We start from the raw sequence: 15,730 nt of genomic DNA, 5'->3' as shown, positions 1-15,730 counted from the left end.
GCTTTCCTTACATGCGCTCGAAGGAGCGGAAGCGCTCCCAGTCCGTGACGGCGGCGTCGTACGCGTCCTGTTCGACGCGGGCCATGTGGAGGTAGTGCTCGACGACCTCGTCGCCGAACGCTTCGCGGGCGATGGGGCTGGCCTCCCACAGGGCGGCGGCCTCGCGCAGGGTGGTGGGCACGTGGTCGGCGTCGCCCGCGTAGGCGTTGCCGGTGCACGCCTCCGGCAGCTCCAGCTCGTGCTCGATCCCGTACAGGCCCGCGGCGACCATGGCGGCGACCGCGAGGTACGGGTTGACGTCGCCGCCGGGCAGGCGGTTCTCCAGGCGGTGGCCGGGGCCGTGGCCGATGACGCGCAGCGCGCAGGTGCGGTTGTCCGGGCCCCAGGCGACGGCGGTGGGGGCGAAGGAGCCGGGCCGGAAGCGCTTGTAGGAGTTGATGTTGGGGGCGTAGAAGAGCGTGAAGTCGCGCAGCGCGGCGAGCTGTCCGGCCAGGAAGTGCCGCATGACCGTCGACATGCCGTACGGGCCCGAGTCGTCGGCCAGCACGGGCTGCCCGGCCTCGTCGCGCAGCGAGAGGTGGATGTGGCAGCTGTTGCCCTCGCGCTCGTCGTACTTGGCCATGAAGGTCAGCGCCATGCCCTCCTGGGCGGCGATCTCCTTGGCGCCGGTCTTGTAGACGGAGTGCTGGTCGCAGGTGGTCAGCGCCTCGTCGTAGCGGAAGGCGATCTCGTGCTGGCCGAGGTTGCACTCGCCCTTGGCGGACTCCACGGTCATCCCGGCGGCACCCATCTCGTTGCGGATGCGGCGCAACAGGGGTTCGACCCGGCCGGTGCCCAGGACGGAGTAGTCGGTGTTGTACTGGTTGGCGGGGGTCATGCCGCGGTAGCCGCGGCTCCAGGCGTCCTCGTAGGTGTCGCGGAAGACGATGAACTCCAGCTCGGTGCCCGCGTACGCGCTCCAGCCGCGCTCGGCGAGCCGGTCGAGCTGGCGGCGCAGGATCTGCCGCGGGGAGGCGGCGACCGGAGAGCCGTCGTGCCAGGCGAGGTCGGCGGTGAGCAGGGCGGTGCCGGGGTTCCACGGGGTGCGGCGCAGAGTGGCGGCGTCGCCGTGCATGGCGAAGTCGCCGTAGCCGTGCTCCCAGGAGGACATCGCGTAGCCCTGCACGGTGTTGACGTCCACGTCCACGGCGAGGAGGTAGTTGCAGCCCTCGGTGCCGTGCTCCAGCACCTCGTCGAGGAAGTGACGGGCCGCGAACCGCTTGCCGGTGAGCCTGCCCTGCATGTCGGTGAAGGCCAGGACGACAGTGTCGATCTCCCCGGTGTCGACGAGCCTGGTCAGCTCCTCGACGGAGAGCGGGGGCGTGCGGTCTGCCACGGTGGTGCCTCCTGTCGCTGCATCCGGAGGTCATAAGGTAGGCCCACGAACCATTGGTTGGGAAGGGGTTCCGGTGGACGGTGCGGACAACGGCGCGGCGGGCTCCGCGCAGGACGGTCCGGCGCGGCGCCCGGCCGACCGGCTGGCGCCCGTACTGCGCCCGGTACGGGCGGGCAACGGGTTCGAGGAGGCGCTGGAGCAGATACTCCAGGTCGTCCGGCTGGGCCTGGTACCGGGCGGCGAACGCCTGCCCGCAGAGCGGGAGTTGGCGGAGCGGCTGCACATCAGCCGGGTGACGCTGCGCGAGGTGCTCAAGGTGCTCCAGGACGAGGGGCTGGTGGAGAGCCGGCGCGGCCGCTACGGCGGTACGTTCGTCCGGCCGCGCGGCGAGTCGGCGGGCGAGGACGAGCTGCGGCGCCGCATCGGGAAGGTGGACGTCGAGGACACCCTGCGGTTCCGCGAGGTGCTGGAGGTGGGCGCCGCCGGGCTGTGCGCCGCGCACGGGCTGGACGACGGGCAGGCGCGGCGGCTGCGGGAGGCCCTGTCCGCCACCCACGACGCGCCACTGGCGGACTACCGGCGGCACGACACGCTGCTGCACCTGACACTGGCCGAGCTGGCCGGTTCGCCGTCGCTGGCGGCGCAGTACGCCGCGGTGCGGGCGGGCGTCAACGAGCTGCTGGACTGCATCCCGCTGCTGGTACGCAATCTGGAGCACTCCCAGGCGCAGCACACCGCGCTGGTCGAAGCCGTGCTGGAGGGTGACGCGGACGGCGCGCGGGAAGTGATGCGGGAACACTGCGCGGGCACGGCGGCGCTGCTGCGCGGGTTCTTGACGGGTCCGTCGGCGTAACCAGTCTTTTACGCAGGGGGCTTGCGCTCGGCCGCACCACGAGACAAAGGTATGCGGCTAAACCATTACTGTACTTCCCCCTCACTCACCCCTCGGCGAGGCAGGAGCGGCTCATGGCCGACAGCACGGACCCCCGTACCGCACCGCCCGCGGCCACCGCAGCCGGCGACTCCGCATCCCAGGACGCCTACCTCCGGAAGCGCACACTGCGGCGCGGCAGCGCGGGCCCGCTCCTGCTCACCGGCCTGGGCGTCGCCTACGTCGTCTCCGGTGACTTCTCCGGCTGGAACAACGGCCTGGCCCAGGGCGGCTTCGGCGGGCTGGCCATCGCCGCGGTCCTGATGGGCCTGATGTACACCTGTCTGGTCTTCGCGCTCGCCGAACTGGCCTCCGTCCTGCCGACGGCGGGCGGGGGCTACGGCTTCGCGCGGCGCGCGCTGGGCACCTGGGGCGGCTTTCTGACCGGCACGGCCATCCTCATCGAGTACGTGCTCGCGCCCGCCGCGATCTCCCTCTTCATCGGCGACTACGTCGAATCCCTCGGCCTGTTCGGACTGACCTCCAGTTGGCCCGTGTACCTGGCCTGCTTCGTGGTCTTCATCGGCATCCACCTGTGGGGCGTGGGCGAGGCCCTGCGCTTCAGTCTGGCCGTCACCGCCGTCGCGGTCGCCGCGGTCGTCGTCTTCGCGGTCGGCGCGCTCAGCGACTTCCACGTCGGCGCGCTGGACGACATCCCGGTCGACTCCGGCGCGTTCGGCGCGAGTTCGTGGCTGCCGTTCGGCGTCCTCGGCATCTGGGCGGCGTTCCCGTTCGGCATGTGGTTCTTCCTCGGCGTCGAGGGCGTGCCGCTGGCCGCCGAGGAGACCAGGGACCCGGCCCGTACGCTGCCGAAGGCGATGGCCGCCGCGATGGGCATCCTGCTGCTGCTCGCGCTGGTCACCTTCGTCGCCGCGACCGGCGCACGGGGCTCCGCCGCCATCCAGTCCGTGGGCGACCCGCTGGTGCAGGCCCTCCAGCCGCACGAAGAGCCCACCACCGTCTCCCGCATCGTCAACTACGCCGGTCTGGCGGGCCTGGTGGCCTCCTTCTTCTCCCTCATCTTCGCCGGGTCGCGGCAGCTCTTCGCCCTCTCCCGGGCCGGCTACCTGCCCCGTTTCCTGTCCCTCACCAGCCGCCGCAAGGCCCCGTACCTGGCGCTGCTGGTGCCCGGCGCGCTGGGTTTCGCGCTGGCCGCCGCGACCGGCGACGGCGCCCGGATGCTCAACATCGCCGTCTTCGGCGCCACCATCTCCTACGCCCTGATGTCGCTCTCGCACATCGTGCTGCGCCGCCGCGAGCCGCGGTTGCCCCGCCCGTACCGCACCCCCGGCGGCACCCTCACCTCGTCCGTCGCCTTCGTCCTGGCCTGCGCCGCGCTGGTGGCGACGTTCCTCGTCGACCGGCAGGCCGCCTTCATGGCCCTCGGCGTCTACGGCGTCGCCCTGGCGTACTTCGCGTTCTACTCCCGGCACCGGCTGGTCGCGGCGGCTCCGGAGGAGGAGTTCGCGGCGCTCGCGGCGGCCGAGGCCGAACTGGAACGCGACTGACCGGCAGCCCGCCGGAGCAGCGCCCGCAACCGCACCATCCGGAGGTCCCGTGTCCACGCACCCGCCCCTCATCGGTGTCACCACCTACGTCGCCGACGACGCCCGCTGGGGCGTCTGGGCCCTGCCCGCCGCCGTGCTCCCGGCCGGCTACCACCGGCTCGTGCAGCGCTGCGGCGGTCTCGCCGCGCTGCTGCCGCCCGGCGACCCGGGCACCGCGGCCGCGGCCGTCGCCCGGCTGGACGGCCTGGTGATCGCGGGCGGTCCGGACGTGGAGCCCGTACGGTACGGAGCCGACACCGACCCGCGCACCGGTCCGCCGGCCCGTGACCGGGACACCTGGGAGCTGGCGCTGATCGACGCCGCGCTGGCGGCACGCGTGCCGCTGCTCGGCATCTGCCGGGGCCTGCAACTGCTGAACATCGCCCTCGGCGGCACCCTCGTCCAGCACATCGACGGGCACGCGGGCCCGGTCGGTGTCTTCGGCCGCCACGAGGTCAAGCCGGAGCCGGGCACCCTGCTCGGCGGCATCCTGCCCGAGGCGGTGTCCGTACCGACGTACCACCACCAGGCCGTGGACCGGCTCGGCAGCGGCCTGCTCCCGTCGGCCCACGCGGCGGACGGCACGGTCGAGGCCCTGGAGCTGCCCGGCGTCGGTCACTTCGTCCTGTCGGTGCAGTGGCACCCCGAGGCCGGGGACGACACCCGGGTGATGGACGCGCTGGTGGGGGCGGCGGGCGGTTCCTGAAATCCGTTCCCGAGAACTGCAAATTGCTGCGGCAAACCCATCCGTTTCGGCGATGCCATCTCCACCCGGAGCCTGGATACGCTCGCTGCACCGGCGCTGACCTGCGTCGACGCCGTGGGGCTCGGCTGTTCCCCGACGAGCCCGGCTTCGTGCTGTCCTTCCTACGGAAGTGGGTTCCGCCATGACAAACCGACGCCACCTGAAGTCCGCCGCCGTGGGACTGTCCTCCGCGCTGGCCCTCGGACTCCTCGTCCAGTACGGCTCCCCCGCCGTGGCCGCCCCCGGCCAGTGCGGGGGCAGTGAGAGCGACTACATCCAGGCCCCGCAGGAGGGCGGCAGAGCGCGGTTCGAGCTGTCCAAGCCGTACACCCAGGACGGCACGAAGGTGCGGACCGTACGGTTCGACGCGGGCAACTCGATGACGGTCGTGCCGACGGACTCCTCCGCGACGGCGGACGGGTTCTGGTTCTTCGAGGCACCGAACGGCAGCCATCCCGCCAAGAAGGGAGTGGTCACCTTCGTGACACGGGTGTCCATGCCCGACGGGTCGCGGTACCAGACCGTCTTCACCGTTCCGGTTCCGGTCTGCAATCCCCGCAATCGCCAGCGCCCCACCAATGTCTTCCAGATCCGAGGGGACCGCACCCTCACCTACACCGCCCCCGACGGCCGGAGGGCCACCGGCGCGGACGCGGCCTACCAGGCCGACCGCTGACCCGGCCGCGCCCCGGTCACGGCAGGGCCCGGGTCAGCCCCAGCAGGTGGCGGGCCGGGCCCGCGGGCCGGTGCCCGGCGGGCCAGACGGCCCGCAGGTCGCGGCCGAAGCGCGTGCCGCGCACCGGGACCTCGACCAGCCGCCGTGCCGCCAGCTCCTCCCCCACGGCCAGCTCGCTCAGCACGGACGGCCCGGCGCCGCTCACCGCGGCGGCCTTGACCGCCGTCGTGGAGGCCAGTTCCAGCAGCGGTGCCGCGAGCCCGCCGTGCCCGGCCAGTGCCGCGTCCAGGACCTGGCGGGTGCCGGAACCGCGTTCGCGCAGGATCAGCGGGGTGGCGGCCAGTTCGGCCGCTGTCAGCTCCGTACGGCGCCGGGCCCACGGGTGGGCGGGCGCGGCGACCACCACCAGCCGGTCGTGGCCGATGACCGCGCCGTCCAGCCCGGCGGGCACGTCCAGCCCCTCCACGAACCCGAGGTCCGCCGCGCCCGTGAGGAGCCGCTCGGCGACGGCGGCGGAGTTCCCGGCGAGCAGGGAGACCGCGGTGTCCGGGCGCTGGGCGCGCAGCGCGATGAGCCAGCCCGGCAGCAGGTACTCGGCGATGGTCATACTGGCGGCGACCCGCAGCCGCGAGTCCCGCCGCCCGCGCAGCGCCTGCGCGCCCGCGTCGAACGCCTCGGCGGCCTCCACCACCTGCCGCGCCCAGTCCGTGACCAGGGCGCCCGCGTCCGTCAGGCGCGAGCCGCGCGGTGAGCGCTCGACGAGGGCGACGCCCAGTTGCTGCTCCATCGAGCGCAGGCGGCTGCTGGCGGCGGGCTGGCTGATGCCCCGCTCGCGGGCCGCCCGCCCGAGGCTGCCGAGCCGGGCGACGGCGAGCAGCAGCTCCAGCGCGCCGAGGTCCGGTACCCGATGCGAGAGCGGAACCACCGGGTCCGTCCCGGTCTGCCCTTCATTTCCTGCACCCATAACCCCACCTTATGGGCTCATAGGCGCGAGGTCCCTGGTGGGAGGCGGTGCGCGGGCCGACCCTGGAAGACATGCCACCCCTGACGCAGCCTTCCGCCCGCACCGGCCGCCGCCTCTCCGCCCGCTCCTCCGACACGTCCCCGGCCCTGCGTCACCTCGGTCCCAACTGGTACGCCGCCGTCATGGGCACCGCCATCGTCGCCAACGCCGGCGCGACCCTGCCGCTGCACTCCCCCGGTCTGCGCGGCGCGTACGTGGCGGTCTGGGCCCTGTCCGCCGTCCTGCTGGCGGCCCTGCTGACCGCCCGTACCGTCCACTGGCTCCGCCACACCGACCAGGCGCGGCGCCACCTGCTCGACCCGGCGGTCGCGCCGTTCTACGGCTGCCTGGCGATGGCCCTGCTGGCGGTCGGCGGCGGGACGCTCGCCGTCGGCCCGGACGTGCTCGGCGAGCGGGCCGCCGTCGCCGCCGACGCGGTCCTGTGGTGCGCCGGTACGGCGGTGGGCCTCGCGGCGGCCGCGGCGGTGCCGTACCTGATGGTGGCCCGGCACCGGATCGAGGCCGGCACCGCCTCCCCCGTGTGGATCCTGCCGCTGGTCGCGCCGATGGTCTCCGCGGCGCTCGGCCCGGGTCTGGTGCCGCACCTGCCGGCCGGGCAGTGGCAGGAGGCGATGCTGCTCGCCTGTTACGCGATGTTCGGGATGTCGCTGCTGGCCACCCTGCTGGTGCTGCCGCTGGTCCTGACCCGGCTGATCCACCACGGCCCGCTGCCGCTCGCACTGAGCCCGACGCTGTTCCTGGTCCTCGGGCCGCTCGGCCAGTCCACGACCGCGGTCAACAACCTCGCGGACGCCGCGCCGGGCGCGGTCGGCGCCGGGTACGCGCAGGCGATGAGCGGCTTCGCGCTCCTGTACGGCGTGCCGGTCACCGGCTTCGCGCTGCTGTGGCTGGCGCTGGCGACGGCCCTGGTCGTCCGGGCCTTCCGGGCCGGGATGACGTTCTCGATGACCTGGTGGGCGTTCACCTTCCCGGTCGGTACGTGCGTGACGGGCGCGGCGGGCCTGGCGCGGCACACCGGGCTCGCCGCCTTCACCTGGCTCGCGGTGGGGCTGTTCGCCGTGCTGGTGGCGGCCTGGCTGACGGCCGGGGCCCGTACCGCGCTGGGGCTGGCGCGCGGTCAGCTCCTCGTACCGCCGCCGGAGAAGCCGGGGGCGGCGGCCCTGGCGGGCACGACGGCGATCGCGGCCCGGCTGGTGCCTTCGGCCCCGGCGGGCACGGTGGCTCCGGTGGTTTCCGCGTCCACGGTGGTTCCGGTGGATTCCACGGCGTCGGTGTCCTCGGGCACCTCCATGGCCCCTGAGACCTCCGTGACATCTGAAGCCCCGGCAGCCTCCTCGACCCCGGCGGCCACGGCAGCCCCGGTAGCCTCGCGCCCCCGGTAACCCCGCGGCCCCGCCGGTTGCGCTCAGCGGGCCGCGTCCAGCGCCGCCCCGAGCATCGCCGGCGCCTCCGCCAACGACGGCCCGTACCACGTCAGATGACGCCCGCTGACCAGCGCGGACGGCAGCCCCGGGAACGCCTCGGGGCCGTCGTCCGCCGCGAAGCGGTACGGCTCGTCCGGAAGCACCACCAGGTCGGCGCCGCGCGCGTTCAGCTCCTCGACCGGGACGCGCGGATACCGCTCGGCGTGGTCCGCGTAGAGGTTCCGCACACCGAGCCGGGCGAGCAGGTCACCCGCGAACGTGTCCCGGCCCAGCACCATCCAGGGCCGCCGCCAGATCGGCACCACCGCGCCGCGCGCGTCCGCCGCCTCGGTCCGTACGTCCCGCCAGGCGTCCGCCGCGTCGTCCAGCCAGCCGGGCCTGGGCAGCCGGCAGCCGCGCACCAGGACCCGTTCCAGCTCGCGCAGCGCCTGGTCCAGGTCCCGGACCTCGGTGACCAGGACGTCCAGTCCGGCGGCCCGCAGCGCGGCGAGGTCCGGCGCGCGGTTCTCCTCCTCGTTGGCCAGGACGAGGCCGGGCGCGAGGGCGGCGATCCGGGCGGTGTCCGGGTTCTTGGTGCCGCCGACGCGCGGCACGTCCAGTCCGGCGGGATGGCTGCACCAGTCGGTGGCGCCGACGAGCAGGTCGGGCGCGGTGGCGGCCACGGCCTCGGTGAGTGAGGGCACGAGGGAGACCACGCGCGGGGCGCGGTGCTGACCGGTCGTCATCACCCCACCGTACGCGGGCGGGGCCGCGCCCGACGCGGAACGGCACCGCCCCCGGCCGTACAGCCGGGGGCGGGGCCCACGTGGTGCGTTCAGCGCCTCACTTCACCGGCGCCATCTTGTCGACGATGCCCGGGTGGGCGTCGATCCACTTCTCGACACCGTCGTTCTCGTGACCCTTGCCGGCGTCCTGGATCTCCTTCTCCAGGCTGCCCAGCTCCTCGGGCGACATCTTCCAGTTCTTCAGCCAGCCGTTGAACTCCGGGAACTTCTCCGGGAAGCTCTTGTGGCCCAGCGACTTGATCTGGTTGTTGTCGCCCCAGGTGTGCTTCGGGTCGGCGAGCTTGGTCAGGTCGTACTTGCTGTACGCCCAGTGCGGCGACCAGAGCACGACCGCGATCGGCTCCTTCTTGGCGTAGGCGCGGTCCAGCTCGGCCAGCATGGAGCTGGTGCCGGCCTCGGTGACCTGGAAGTCGTCCAGGCCGTACGCGGGCGCGACGGTGTCCTTCAGGCGCTTCATCTCACCGGTGCCCGGCTCGATGCCGATGATCTTGCCCTTGAACTCGTCCTGGTGCTCGCGCAGGTCGTCCAGCGTCTTGACGTCCTTGACGTAGGACGGCACCGCGATCTCCAGCGACGTCTTGTCGTACCAGGCGCCGATGTCGACGAGATCGTCCTTGTACTGGTCCCAGTACTGCTTCTGCGCGACCGGCAGCCACCCGTCGAACTCGACGTCGATCTGCCCGCTGGACAGTCCGGTCCACATCGGGCCGACGTCCAGGTTGCGGATGTTCGGCTTGTAGCCGCGCTTCTCCAGGACGTTCTTCCACAGGTACGTGGTGGCGATGCCCTCGTCCCACGCCGGGTAGCCGATGTTCGGGGCCGCGCCGGCGTCCTTGCCCTTGGCGTACGTGGCGTTCGCCGACGGGGCGAACGTGTCGACCAGGCCCGGGTTCTTCTTCAGCCAGTTGCGCACGCCGTCCTGCTCGTGGCCCTCGCCGGCGCTCTTGACCTCGTTCTCCAGGCTGGTGAGCTGCTTCTCGTCCAGGTGGAAGTTCTTCATCCACTTGGCGACCTCGGGCTCGTCCTGGGCGAAGCCCTTGCGGCCCAGCAGGTGCAGGCTGTCGCCCGAGCCGAAGGAGCCCTTGGGGTCCTTGAGCTTGGTCAGGTCGTACTTGTCGTACGCCCAGTGCGGCGACCACAGCGTGACGGCGATCGGCTTCTTGGCCGCGTACGCGCGGTCCAGCTCGGTGAGCATGGACGCGGTGCTGGACTCGGCGACCTTGTACTCGTCCTCCAGGCCGTAGTCCTTGAGGACCTTGTCCTTGAGGATCTTCATCTCGCCGGCGCCCGGCTCGATGCCGGTGATCTTGCCGCCGAACTCGCCCGCCCTGCCCTTGAGGTCGTCGAGGGTCTTGACGTCCTTCATGTACGACGGGACCGCGATCTCCAGCGAGGTCTTGTCGTACCAGGCGCCGAGGTCTTCGAGCTTGTCCTTGTACTTCTTGTAGTACTCGGCGTGCGTGGTGGGCAGCCAGGCGTTGGTCTGCACGTCGATGTCGCCGCGGGCCTGACCGGTGAACAGCGCGCCGGCCTCCAGCGCCTGCGCCTTCGGCTTGAAGCCGCGCTGTTCGAGGATTTCCTTCCACAGGTACGTGGTGGCCTTGCCCTCGTCCCAGTTGACGTACCCGAGGGTGATCGGGCGGCCGCCGCCGTCGGTCTTCGCGCCTTCCTTGCCGAAGACGTTCAGACCGCCCGCGACCAGCGCGAGCACGACCACGCCGACCATCGCGACGGAGGTGGCGGGCTTCCAGTACAGGAACTTCGCGCCGCCCAGCGCGGCCTGCGCCTTGGCCAGCGCGCGGCGGCCCAGCGGCGAGACCCGCTCGTTGAGGGCGCCGGTCATCCGGTCCAGGTACATCGCGAGGATGACGACGGCGAGACCGGCCTCGAAGCCGAGGGCCACGTTCACGGAGCTGACCGCGTTGTAGACCGACGAGCCCAGACCCTCGGCGCCGACCATGCCGGCGATGACGACCATGGACAGGGCCAGCATGATGACCTGGTTGATACCGGCCATGATCGTGGGCAGCGCCAGCGGGAGCTGCACCCGGAAGAGGGTGCGGCGCGGGTGCGTGCCGAACGCCTCGGCGGCCTCGACCAGTTCGCCGTCGACCTGCCGGATGCCCAGCTCGGTCATCCGGACGGCGGGCGGCATCGAGAAGATGATGGTCGCCACCATGCCGGGCATCACGCCGATGCCGAAGAAGAGGATGCCGGGGATCAGGTAGACCATCGCGGGCATCGTCTGCATCAGGTCCAGCACCGGGCGCAGCGCGCCGCCGACGGCGCGGTTGCGGGCCGCCCAGATGCCGAGCGGCACCGCGATGACGATGGTGATGATGCAGGCCACCAGCACCAGCGACAGGGACTGCATGGTGGCCTGCCACTGCTCGATCGAGTCGATCAGGGCGAAGCCGGCGAAGGTCAGGACGGCGGCCGGCAGGCCGCGCAGCCACCAGGCGAGCACCGCGAAGATGCCCATCAGCAGGAACGGCTGCGGGGCGGAGAGGACCGCCTCGATGCCGTTGTACATGTCCGTCAGGACGTGCGAGACGAAGTCGAAGAGCCACGTGAGGTGGTTGCGCAGCCATTCGACGCACGTGTTGGCCCAGGAGCCGACATCGATTCTAGGCACCGGCGATCACCTTGCCCTCGGGCTTGCCGCCCGTCATGCCGTCGGGTTTGCCGTCGGGCTGGACGTCCGCCTTGCCGTCGGCGGTCGCCTTCTTGCCGTCGGTGTCGGCCTTCTTGCCGTCGGAGGGGGCGGCGTCTTCGGCGGCCCGGGCCTCGGTACGGGCCTGGGCGGCTTCCGCATCCGTGGCGTTCGTCTCCGTGGCCTTTGTCGCCGTGACCTTCGTCTCCGTGGGGTCCGCCTGCCCGGCGGTCCCGCCCGCCTGTCCGCCCTCACTGAGTACGGACAGCAGCCGCTGCACCGGCACCGCGCCGGCCAACGCACCGTCCGCGTCGACGACGGCGACCGGTACGGTCCCGGCCGAGCAGGGGCCGAACAGCTCCGCGACCGGCGTGTCCAGGTGGACCGTGGCGGGCGTGGCGGCGAGGAAGTCCTCGGCCGTACGGATCTCCGCGCCGTTGTCCGCGGTGCGGCCCAGCACCTCGTCGACGTCGACCATGATGGCCCCGGCGGTGAGCACCCGGGAGCGGTCGACGTCCTGGATGAAGGAGGCCACGTAGTCGTTGGCGGGGGTGAGGAGGATGTCCTCGGCGCTGCCGGTCTGGACGATGCGGCCGTCGCGCATGACGGCGATCCGGTCGCCGAGACGCATGGCTTCGTTCAGGTCGTGGGTGATGAAGACGATGGTCTTCTTCAGCGTCTTCTGGAGCTCCAGGAGCTGGTCCTGCATGTCGCGGCGGATCAGCGGGTCCAGCGCGCTGAAGGACTCGTCCATCAGCAGCAGGTCGGCGTCGGTGGCCAGCGCGCGGGCCAGGCCGACCCGCTGCTGCATGCCGCCGGACAGCTCGTCGGGCCAGGACTTCTCCCAGCCTTCGAGGCCCGCGAGGTGCAGTGCCTCGGTGGCGCGCTTGTCGCGTTCGGCCCGGGGCACGCCCTGGACCTCCAGCCCGTACGCGGCGTTCTCCAGCACACTGCGGTGCGGGAAGAGCGCGAAGTGCTGGAAGACCATGGAGATCTTCTCGGAGCGGACCTTGCGCAGTTCCTTGTCGCTGAGCGAGGTCAGGTCCTGACCGTCGAACCGGACGCTTCCGGCGGTCGGCTCCAGCAGCCCGTTGAGGGTCCGCAGCAGCGTGGACTTACCGGATCCGGACAGACCCATGACGACGAAGATCTGGCCCTCGTCCACGGAGAACGACGCGTCGATCACCGCGGCGGTCGTTCCGTCGGCCCGTAGCTCCTCGCGGCTTGCACCGTCTTCGAGCCGTCGTACGGCGTCCTCGGGTCGTCTCCCGAACACTTTGTACACGTGCTCGGCTTGCAGCCTGGCCACATACACCTCTCGAATTGACTGTGTACGCCCCGCCTCCCCCGTCGGCAGGTCGTGGCGCGGTACGGGTCGGGCCCGCCGTTAACCGATGGAAATGTTGAATATCCACCGGCTCCGCTCCGGCCGCGCGCCTGCCCCCTTTGCGAAATGACAAACGTATTGGTGACCCAGTTCACACACGCGTCCGTCCCGCCTCCGCGGCACCGCCCGGCCGCATCACCGGGCGTACGGCATCATCGGGGTGTGACTCGACGCCTGATGCTCCTCGACACCGCCTCCCTCTACTTCCGCGCCTACTTCGGCGTGCCGGAGTCGGTCCGGGCTCCGGACGGCACGCCGGTCAACGCGGTGCGCGGGCTGCTGGACTTCATCGCCCGGCTCGTCCAGGACCACCAGCCCGACGACCTGGTGGCCTGCATGGACTTCGACTGGCGCCCGCAGTGGCGGGTCGACCTCATCCCCTCGTACAAGGCGCACCGCGTCGCCGAGGAGGCGCCGCCCGGCTCCCCCGAGCCGGACGCCGAGGAGATCCCGGACACCCTCTCGCCGCAGGTCCCGGTGATCGAGGAGGTGCTCGACGCGCTCGGCATCGCCCGGGTCGGCGCCGCCGGGTACGAGGCGGACGACATCATCGGCACGCTCACCGCCCGCGCCACCGGGCCGGTCGACATCGTCACCGGCGACCGCGACCTGTTCCAGCTGGCCGACGACGGGCGCGGGGTCCGCATCCTGTATCCGCTCAAGGGTGTCGGCACCCTCCAGATGACCGACGAGGCCCTGCTGCGGGAGAAGTACGGCGTGGACGGCAGCGGTTACGCCGATCTGGCGCTGCTGCGCGGCGACCCCAGCGACGGCCTGCCGGGCGTGCCGGGCATCGGCGAGAAGACCGCCGCCAAGCTGCTCGACCGGTACGGCGACCTGGCGGGGATCATGGCCGCGGCCGACGACCCGGCGTCCGAGCTCACCCCCTCCCAGCGCAAGCGGCTGACCGAGGCCCGGCCGTACGTCGAGGTCGCGCCGCAGGTCGTACGGGTGGCCGCCGACGTGCCGGTGCCGGACTTCGACGCCGCGCTGCCCGACGAGCCGGCCGACCCGGAGCGGCTGGAAGCGCTCGCCGACCAGTGGGGACTGGGCGGCTCCTTGCAGCGGCTCCTGGCGACGCTCCGCCCCTGAACTGTTAGGTTAGGTAAACCTAACAAGACCGTGGCAGGGGAGATCGTCGTGGCAGCAGAGCGTCCGGCCCGCAAGAAGCCCAAGCTCATTCACGCGCAGGTGCTGCGCACCGAGCAGCTCACGCCGCACATGGTGCGGGTGGTGCTGGGCGGTGACGGCCTGGCGGAGTTCTCGGCGGGCGAGTACACCGACCATTACGTCAAGCTGGTCTTCCCGGTCCCCGGCGTGGACTACCCGCAGCCGCTGGACATCGCCGAGATCCGCGCCGCCTTCCCCCGCGACCAGTGGCCCAGGACCCGTACCTACACCGTGCGCACCTGGGACCCGGACACGCGGGAACTGGCGGTCGACTTCGTGGTGCACGGCGACACGGGCCTCGCGGGGCCGTGGGCGGCGCAGGCCCGCCCGGGTGACGAGGCACTGCTCCTGGGCCCCGGCGGCGCGTACGCCCCGAACCCCGACGCCGACTGGCACCTGCTCGCCGGTGACGAGAGCGCCCTGCCGGCCATCGCCGCCTCCCTGGCCCGGGCGCCCGAGGACGTGCCCGTCCACGCCTTCATCGAGGTCGCCGGCCCGAAGGAGGAGCAGAAGCTGGAGGCTCCGGCCGGCGCCGAGATCACCTGGCTGCACCGCGGCACCGCACCGGTCGGCGCGCGGCTGGTCGAGGCCGTCCGCGCGCTGGACTTCCCCGCGGGCCGGGTGCACGCTTTTGTCCACGGCGAGGCCGGCTTCGTGAAGGAGTTGCGCAAGTTGCTGCGCGTCGAGCGGGAGGTGCCGCGCGAGGACCTGTCGATCTCCGGCTACTGGCGCAACGGCCACGACGAGGACGGCTGGCAGGCGTCCAAGCAGCAGTGGAACCAGCAGGTCGAAGCCGAACAGGAGACCGCCCGGCCTGCCGCTTCCTGACGTGCCTCCGGGGCCGGGAGTGGAATCCGTGCAGCGGGCGATCGGTGCCGTGGTCGGCTCGGCCGCCGGGGACGCCCTCGGCGCGCCCCTCGAGTTCGGCCCGCCGGGCGCGTACACGGACCGCTTTCCCGACGGCCGGGGACCATGTGCGGAGGCGGCGGCCGGGCCCCCGGCGAAGCCACGGACGACACGCAGATGGCGGTACTGACCGCCGAATCGCTGCTGGAACGCGGCGGACTCGACCTCCCCGACGTCTTCCGCAGATTCCAGCGCCGGGCCGCGGCCGAGCCGAAGGGCATCGGTCTGCAGACCGAGGACGTGCTCGGCAACGGCGAGCCGTGGGACCGGGCCGCCGCCCGGCACTTCCAGGTCAACCGGCGCGCCGCGGGCAACGGTTCACTGATGCGCGCCACGCCCGCCGCCGTGTACTTCGCCGGGTGGTGTCCGTGGACACCACCCGGCGGCTGTCCGCGCTGACCCACGGGGACCCGGCGGCCGGGGAGGGGGGTGCTGTTCCACGCGTTGCTGCATGCCGCTCTGCGAAGCGACGACCCGCTCGCCGCCCTGCCGGACGCGCTCTCCCACGTCCGCCTCGCCCACCGCGCGCGCTACCGCCTCCGTCCTCGCGCCCGGCTGGCACCCGGACCAGGCCACCGAGTTCAACGGCGCGGTGTGGCCCTGCCTCGGCTCCGCCGTCTGGGCACTGCGCACCACCGGCTCGTACGAGGACGCGCCGCGGGCCGCCATCGACCTCGGCGGCGACACCGACACCGTCGCCGCGGTCACCGGTGGTCTGGCCGGAGGGGTCCACGGAGTCGGCGCGATCCCCGAGCACTGGATACGGGAGCTGCACGTACCGCTGCCCGGGTTCGGGGGCAGGGTGCTGCGGGTAGACGAACTGCGGGCCCTGGCCGAGGAGTTGGCGTGCACCGCGGTCGGCCCGTGCTGACCGTGGCCGGACCGTACAGGTCATGGCCGGGCGGCGCGCCCCCTTACGGAACGGCGCCCTCCGACCCGTACCACCTCGCATTCCAAGAGCAGCGCGGCCCCGTGGACCGTGCGCATCCACCGGAGCCCCACGCCCCCGGCAGCACCACCCCGTGTCGTCGCTGCACAACCGAACGCACGCACGGCGTGTCGGACGGCACCCCACGACGCACACGACACGCCGGTCCGACGCGTCGG

At 72.4% G+C, this 15,730-nt stretch carries 11 protein-coding genes and 2 pseudogenes; 8 read left to right on the top strand and 5 right to left on the bottom strand.

Features of this window, described 5'->3' with window-relative positions; all coding sequences use genetic code 11:
* Positions 1–7: 7 nt before the first annotated feature.
* Positions 8–1,375, bottom strand: a complete 1,368-nt coding sequence (locus ACZ4QV_RS14980; RefSeq protein ID WP_361617120.1) for a glutamine synthetase family protein — start codon at positions 1,373–1,375, stop codon at positions 8–10.
* Positions 1,376–1,448: 73 nt separating this feature from the next.
* Here ACZ4QV_RS14980 and ACZ4QV_RS14975 point away from each other — a divergent pair, with 73 nt between their 5' ends.
* The 4 genes from ACZ4QV_RS14975 to ACZ4QV_RS14960 all read left to right on the top strand — a co-directional run bounded on the left by ACZ4QV_RS14975 (position 1,449) and on the right by ACZ4QV_RS14960 (position 5,274).
* On the top strand, positions 1,449–2,228 hold the full coding sequence (locus ACZ4QV_RS14975; protein WP_467762956.1) for a FadR/GntR family transcriptional regulator: 780 nt from the start codon (positions 1,449–1,451) through the stop codon (positions 2,226–2,228).
* A 113-nt stretch (positions 2,229–2,341) separates the two neighbouring features.
* Complete coding sequence (eat, locus tag ACZ4QV_RS14970) at positions 2,342–3,814, top strand: ethanolamine permease (protein WP_467762955.1); 1,473 nt, start codon at positions 2,342–2,344, stop codon at positions 3,812–3,814.
* A 49-nt stretch (positions 3,815–3,863) separates the two neighbouring features.
* Entirely contained in the window at positions 3,864–4,559 is a 696-nt protein-coding gene (locus ACZ4QV_RS14965; protein WP_361154035.1) for a gamma-glutamyl-gamma-aminobutyrate hydrolase family protein, read from the top strand.
* A 181-nt stretch (positions 4,560–4,740) separates the two neighbouring features.
* Positions 4,741–5,274 carry a hypothetical protein gene (locus ACZ4QV_RS14960; RefSeq protein WP_361587246.1) on the top strand — a complete coding sequence of 178 codons (534 nt, stop codon included), beginning with the start codon at positions 4,741–4,743 and terminating at the stop codon, positions 5,272–5,274.
* 16 nt (positions 5,275–5,290) lie between these two features.
* On the opposite strand, the gene ACZ4QV_RS14955 is transcribed toward ACZ4QV_RS14960, so the two are convergent.
* The gene (locus tag ACZ4QV_RS14955) at positions 5,291–6,238 is read right to left on the bottom strand and encodes a LysR family transcriptional regulator (protein ID WP_361154040.1); all 948 of its coding nucleotides are present in this window, start codon (positions 6,236–6,238) and stop codon (positions 5,291–5,293) included.
* Between the two features lie 182 nt (positions 6,239–6,420).
* Between ACZ4QV_RS14955 and ACZ4QV_RS14950 the strand changes: the two are divergent.
* A pseudogene (locus tag ACZ4QV_RS14950) lies at positions 6,421–7,455 on the top strand (TDT family transporter); the annotation flags it as partial.
* A gap of 248 nt (positions 7,456–7,703) precedes the next feature.
* On the opposite strand, the gene ACZ4QV_RS14945 reads toward ACZ4QV_RS14950, so the two are convergent.
* The 3 genes from ACZ4QV_RS14945 to ACZ4QV_RS14935 form a co-directional block, all read right to left on the bottom strand.
* Positions 7,704–8,447, bottom strand: a complete 744-nt coding sequence (locus ACZ4QV_RS14945; protein ID WP_361154043.1) for a helical backbone metal receptor — start codon at positions 8,445–8,447, stop codon at positions 7,704–7,706.
* A gap of 97 nt (positions 8,448–8,544) precedes the next feature.
* Positions 8,545–11,142, bottom strand: coding sequence for an ABC transporter permease/substrate binding protein (locus tag ACZ4QV_RS14940; protein ID WP_361587249.1), 2,598 nt, complete (start codon positions 11,140–11,142; stop codon positions 8,545–8,547).
* Complete coding sequence (locus ACZ4QV_RS14935) at positions 11,135–12,469, bottom strand: quaternary amine ABC transporter ATP-binding protein (protein ID WP_467762954.1); 1,335 nt, start codon at positions 12,467–12,469, stop codon at positions 11,135–11,137. Before ACZ4QV_RS14935 ends, ACZ4QV_RS14940 begins: the two co-directional genes overlap by 8 nt.
* A 255-nt stretch (positions 12,470–12,724) precedes the next feature.
* On the opposite strand from ACZ4QV_RS14935, the gene ACZ4QV_RS14930 reads away from it, so the two are divergent.
* The 3 genes and pseudogenes from ACZ4QV_RS14930 (at position 12,725) to ACZ4QV_RS14920 (ending at position 15,494) form a co-directional block, all read left to right on the top strand.
* Positions 12,725–13,639 (top strand): 5'-3' exonuclease, encoded by a 915-nt coding sequence (locus ACZ4QV_RS14930; RefSeq protein WP_361154570.1) that lies wholly within the window; start codon positions 12,725–12,727, stop codon positions 13,637–13,639.
* A gap of 48 nt (positions 13,640–13,687) precedes the next feature.
* Positions 13,688–14,545, top strand: coding sequence for a siderophore-interacting protein (locus tag ACZ4QV_RS14925; RefSeq protein WP_361154052.1), 858 nt, complete (start codon positions 13,688–13,690; stop codon positions 14,543–14,545).
* Positions 14,546–14,564: 19 nt separating this feature from the next.
* Positions 14,565–15,494: pseudogene (locus ACZ4QV_RS14920) on the top strand (ADP-ribosylglycohydrolase family protein).
* Positions 15,495–15,730: the final 236 nt, after the last annotated feature.

This window comes from Streptomyces sp. NPDC026394, assembly GCF_055567735.1.
The sequence above is the reverse complement of the archived record's forward strand: the minus strand, read 5'-3'. Positions and strand labels throughout refer to the sequence as shown.